Source organism: Vibrio sp. Vb1554, from assembly GCF_033344235.1.
In genome coordinates, this window is the sequence record NZ_JAWPOJ010000063.1 from 1 (window position 1) to 5,235 (window position 5,235).

Sequence of the window (5,235 nt, forward strand, 5' to 3'; positions counted from 1 at the left end):
GTGGTTAGTTGATATGCACATTTAAGCATGTTTATGCGTGAGTTAATTTTGAAATCTATGTAAAATTAGCTAATGTACTGAACAACGTCAAAGTTATCGGAAACTATTGTGGAAGAGAAAATAGCCAAATTAAGTCAATATATGGAGTTTGTTGAAAGTCTACCTCCTAGTTTTTCATTATCTCGTGGCCAATCTAAGGATTATCCACTACTTCCCTCAGCTCTTAGGCGTGAAGATGGCAGAAGAAAATATACGAAACGAGCCATCAATAGCTTTCTTACTAATTTTAAAATTAATTCCTACCAATATATGTCCAATCCTTGGGATGTAAAGAATGATATTGAGTGGATGCTTTATGCTCAGCACTATGGTGTACCTACCAAACTTATGGACTTCACCACGTCGCACGTGACATCTTTGCTTTTTGCTGTTGAAAAGGCTTTTTCTAGTAGTGATGACAGTGATGCTGTCGTTTACTTCCTTAACCCTAATGAGCTAAACAATAAAAATAAGCAACAAAGTAAAATAATCACTATTGACGACTCCCCCTTCTTCAATAATGAAGATCATGAAGGCCCTTTTGTTATACAAGCACGGAAAATCAACCCTAGAGTCAACGCTCAGAAGGGGCTATTTGTATTATTTCAAGACGACGATGAACCTTTGGAAGGTACCGTAGATGAAACCATATTGAAGAAAGTTGTAATAGATGCTTCAGAGAAAAGAGAAATACTATCATCACTTTATAGTATGGGAATAAACTTCACACATATTTACCCTGAGCTATCTTCAATTGCAAAAGATATAGTTACTCAACAAGACATCTTAGATTATCAACGTGAGGAAAGGTAATGTTAGATCAATTCCGAATTAATCCAAAAAATACAAACATGCCTTTGCAAGTAATCAAGGATAGAATTGATAAAGGGTATGAACTTCAAGAGCTTGAAGAAGATAGCTTATCAAAAGATGAACAGTTAAAATATAATGATGCTATCATTATAGCTCCCGACTACCAAAGGGAATATCGATCATCTCCTGCAGATGAAAGTTCTCTAATTGAATCAATATTATTAGGGATCCCCATTCCGCCTATATTTTTAGCTAGCCAAAAATTGAAAGGTGTCCCTGTATTAAATGTTGTAGATGGACAGCATCGATTAAGAGCATTTTATAGATATTTGACTAATGAGTTTAAGCTTAAAGAACTAGGTATTTTACAGTTGGGTTATGAAGGTAAGTTTTTTAATGATTTAGAAATAGAAGAAATGAATCTTATTCAAAGTAGTGACATTTCAACAATTACATTTCGAGACTTTCCTGGAGAAAACTTTGAACTAGAAATCTTTAGTCGATACAACAAAGGTACAAAACCACTAACACCTCAAGAGATACGTCATGCAGTATACTCTTCCAAAGTTAATGACATGGTTAATGATTTCTGTAAAATACTATTGTCTGAAAAGGGAGAGAGTCATCTATTTAAGTTGAAGTTGGCTTATGGTGTGTCAAAGGAAAGATATCAAAAGAAAAAAGTTCAAGAAAGTATATTTGTAATTCTTAGTATTCTGGAAAATGGAATTGAACAAGAAGCTAAAAAATCTCCAGAATATGCTGAAAACTATATGAAGCAGAAAAATATTCTAGAAAAAAATCATGATGACAATTTCATTGATAGTGCTTTAGAGTCAACTAAATTTAAATTTTCTAAGTTTAATGAAATTATTGAAAAGTTAAGCGAATCTACAAAATCACCTTTTTCTAAAGAAATTTACGGGATATCTAGTCGTGGTAATAAATTCCAAGTTTCAATTTCAATGATACTAGCGTCAGTCTTTTATTCTTTGGAAGAAAAAATAAACTTTGACTATTTATTACAGGATGATGTTTTTGAAAGATTTCACTTAAAAATAAGTGAAAACCTAGCTAATTCATACCTAGAAGATCCAGACTACAATGCGTCAACAACAAACCCTGAAAAAATAAAAGAATTGACGGATATTATTGTAGCATCATTAGATCTTTAGGTTAAATCTAACGGTTAGCTCATTGGTTCAACCCAATGAGCTAACAAACTTTTGTGCGTGTTACCTCAGTATATCCTTCAATATAGAAATACCCTATTTAGCTCGAATTACTTACCAATTCAGCCACATTAGCACTTACCTCACGAAGCCTCGAACTAGCCAAATGAGCATACCTCGTACTAGTTTGAGGACTCTGGTGCCCCAACAAATGCTGAACATCATAGAGCGTGGCATTACCTGAGTTGATAAGGATCGATGCGAAGCTGTGCCTCAAATCATGAATTCGAAAGTTGTCCGTAATCCCGGCTGCTTTCTTGATCCGAGCAAATGCCTTCTTAGGATGAGCGATTGGTCTACCGGGTGCATCTCCGGCAAAGATATAGGGGTTCTTCGGTTGTTGAAATCGTCGTTGATCATGGATGACTTCCTTAGCTAGATGGTTGAGTAGGACCGTTCTCGACAGCCCCGATTTCGTGTGTGGTAGAAATAGACTCCAATTGCCGTCGTCGTCGACGGTAAGGCACTCCCATTTCGAACCGGTAATTTCACCTATGCGCATCCCAGTAAGCAGGGCAAATTTCAGCGCATTGGCTTGAGTCCGATTCGGTTCTTCGTTACATGCCTTGATGAAGCTGGACACCTCAGCCCGTGATAGAAAACGTTGACGGACGTTGTTTTCCTTCAACTTCCTGATGTACTGACCGGGATTAGAATCAACATAGCCCCATTCCATTGCCAGCCTGAACATTCGAAGCACTAAGGAACGTAGACGGTTGACCGTTGCAGGTTTCCTACCTTCTAGTAACCCGTCCAACAATTTCTGAATATCTTGCTGACCAATATCAGTAAGAGGTTTCTTACCCCATTTCGGATAGAAATGGAGCTTGAGACTACCTGCATCACTTTTGGCGGTGAGCTTATTCATCATGGCGTAGGGTAAGTAGTGCAGCTCCGCAAATTCTTGAAAAGTGAGCACGTTACGCTTCTCATCACGAATCGCCTTGGGATCATTGCCTAGAGCAATTTCCCGTTTATGGTCATTGGCAATCTGGCGAGCGGTGGCAATATCTAGCGCTGGATATTCACCTAGTTGTATGGATTTTTTAACCCGATTGTAGGTGTACCTGAAAAGGAACCTACGTCGGCCTTGTCGGTTGATAATAATTTTTAGGCCACTACACAACTCGTCAGTGTATTCAGTTTCCTTACTTTTGCTCGACGGCGGCGTCGGTGGTAGTGAATCGAGTTGGCGCTTATTGAATTTGAATTTTCGGGATTGCATCACTCCCTCCTTAGTCATTCTCGATGGAGAAGTATTGGCGTAATTCGGTGAGTAGTGTCTTAGGCATCAGTAGGTAAATACCTTTACCAGAGTCCTCAACAATGCTCAGGGCGAGTATTGCTCCGTAGTCCAGCTCGTCTTCGAATTCGGTGTAGGTCAGTGCTCGTTTTAGCCTTTCGATATCGTCGACGACGACGGCAGATATTTCGGAAATTGATGTGAGAAACCAGAGCTCACATTGCAGCTCATCCCATGCCTGTTGGGTTTCTGCTTCATCGTGAAATGGTTCGGTGAGTATGGATATGATTTGTTCTTGTAGGGCTGTGGTGACAGGTAGGCTTGTGATTTGTTGAAGATTAGTGATCTTGTTCATATTAAACTCCATGAGTATTGGTATCATAGAAGTAATATGTGTTTGAGCCCGTTACTGATTCGGATGTAGTTAAGCAGAGAGTCTCTAATAACCAAACTCAAGCTCCAGCCCCTCAAGAGTCCATTACTGTAAACCAGCACCAGATATTACCCATTTAGCCGTGAATCGGTTAGAGATGTGTGATGGAGGATAATGTGGAACGATTGGATGTGGCTTGGGTCACGAATATATACGAAACATCAAAATGCCCACTGTTTTGCTGATTTATCGTATTGAATAGTAATGCTTTTAAATTTATTGGTTGATTTTGTTAATGAAAAAAACAATTGTTGCGTTTGTTGTGGTAGCAGCCTGTGGAACTGGTGGTTACTTCGTAAATAATTTGATGATAGAGAACGTTGCTCAAGAGCTTATTCGTAGTACAGAGCGTTTGGCACATGACATCAGTGATAGCTATATTGATGTGCAGGTAATAGAATCGAAGCTTATTGGCGACAAAGTAGCTCAAAAATTCGCTATTTACTTAAAAGATGGTGCAGAACGCCATTCTCAACCTGTTTATTTAGACCATGATGCAACTGTTGCCCTTTTTGGCACAAAGGTCGAAGGCCAATTAGGTTTACCTAAAGATAAAGGACTCTCAGCTGAGTTTATCCGAGAAGTTACATCTTTTAATGAAAATATCCAATATACATTAAATCCTCATAATAAATCGATTGATCTTCAAAGTAGCCTGAATGTAGGTGTTATTAATGATGGTTCTCGTTCACAACTTAAGTTAGGTGAAATTAACTTCAATCTAGTTGGTTCTCTCGAAGATAACTCATCTCAATTTACTATCAGTAGCATTGACTTTTCCGAGCGTAAAGAGAGTGTTCATGTGGGCAAAGTATCTTTAGATACCGTTGTTAAACCAACATTGCAATCATCTATTTTTACAATTGATGAAGGACAACTGGTAGTAAGAAAAGGTGGTATGAATATCAGCGATATTCAGCTTAAAACAGAAGCCGTTGTCAGTGATAAAACATCTCTACACTATAACTGGACAGTTGGAACGTTTGATCTTGATTCGCCTGATATTACTTTACTGTCCTCAAAATTTGGTATGCAAGGTAGCGTTGAAGGGCTAAATACAACAACTTTGATGGATCTAGGTACAGCGCTAGAGAGCAATAACGAGTCACGTATTGAAGATTTATTCAAAGAAATTTTGGGGGATGGGATTGCGTTTTCTAATATCAATTTATATCTGAATGACTCAAGTTTGGGTGGTCATATCACTTTAAATAAAGCGAATTATAAAACCGTAGAAAGCTACGAATTCGACGATTTATTACAACGTTCAATAAACTCAGAACTAGATATTGTAGTCACTCCTGAGTTGATGGATAAGTTTAAAGTACCTTCTCATGCACGGCAAAAGCTTTGGGTTAAGGATGAAAATGCAAACTATACTACTAAGTTTAAAACAGCATTAGGTAAGGTAACCATAAACGATATAGAGGTGAATTAACTGTAAGCTCCTCACTTTAGTTAGCAACCACCACCTA

At 38.1% G+C, this 5,235-nt stretch carries 5 protein-coding genes; 3 read left to right on the forward strand and 2 right to left on the reverse strand.

Translation table 11 applies throughout. The features are described from left to right. Nucleotides 1–108: 108 nt before the first annotated feature. Together R8N28_RS23460 and R8N28_RS23465 are read left to right on the forward strand one after the other, a co-directional pair. A complete protein-coding gene (locus R8N28_RS23460) occupies nt 109–852 on the forward strand; it encodes an FRG domain-containing protein (protein ID WP_318183468.1) in 744 nt (247 codons plus the stop codon). Next, the gene (locus R8N28_RS23465) at nt 852–2,027 is read left to right on the forward strand and encodes a DUF262 domain-containing protein (protein WP_213912509.1); all 1,176 of its coding nucleotides are present in this window, start codon (nt 852–854) and stop codon (nt 2,025–2,027) included. Before R8N28_RS23460 ends, R8N28_RS23465 begins: the two co-directional genes overlap by 1 nt. A 97-nt stretch (nt 2,028–2,124) precedes the next feature. Here R8N28_RS23465 and R8N28_RS23470 read toward each other — a convergent pair whose 3' ends face one another. Together R8N28_RS23470 and R8N28_RS23475 are read right to left on the reverse strand one after the other, a co-directional pair. Beyond that, on the reverse strand, nt 2,125–3,309 hold the full coding sequence (locus tag R8N28_RS23470) for a site-specific integrase (protein ID WP_318183469.1): 1,185 nt from the start codon (nt 3,307–3,309) through the stop codon (nt 2,125–2,127). Nucleotides 3,310–3,319: 10 nt separating this feature from the next. Further along, nucleotides 3,320–3,682 carry a hypothetical protein gene (locus R8N28_RS23475; RefSeq protein WP_318183470.1) on the reverse strand — a complete coding sequence of 121 codons (363 nt, stop codon included), beginning with the start codon at nt 3,680–3,682 and terminating at the stop codon, nt 3,320–3,322. Between the two features lie 313 nt (nt 3,683–3,995). Here R8N28_RS23475 and R8N28_RS23480 point away from each other — a divergent pair, with 313 nt between their 5' ends. Then, nucleotides 3,996–5,198, forward strand: a complete 1,203-nt coding sequence (locus R8N28_RS23480; protein ID WP_029832137.1) for a hypothetical protein — start codon at nt 3,996–3,998, stop codon at nt 5,196–5,198. Nucleotides 5,199–5,235 lie beyond the last annotated feature (37 nt).

What these genes read in the sequence shown, in the direction of transcription:
- R8N28_RS23480 (WP_029832137.1), top strand. Translation starts at nt 3,996, where the DNA reads ATGAAAAAAACAATTGTTGCGTTTGTTGTGGTAGCAGCCTGTGGAACT.
- R8N28_RS23470 (WP_318183469.1), bottom strand. Translation starts at nt 3,309, where the DNA reads ATGCAATCCCGAAAATTCAAATTCAATAAGCGCCAACTCGATTCACTA.
- R8N28_RS23465 (WP_213912509.1), top strand. Translation starts at nt 852, where the DNA reads ATGTTAGATCAATTCCGAATTAATCCAAAAAATACAAACATGCCTTTG.
- R8N28_RS23475 (WP_318183470.1), bottom strand. Translation starts at nt 3,682, where the DNA reads ATGAACAAGATCACTAATCTTCAACAAATCACAAGCCTACCTGTCACC.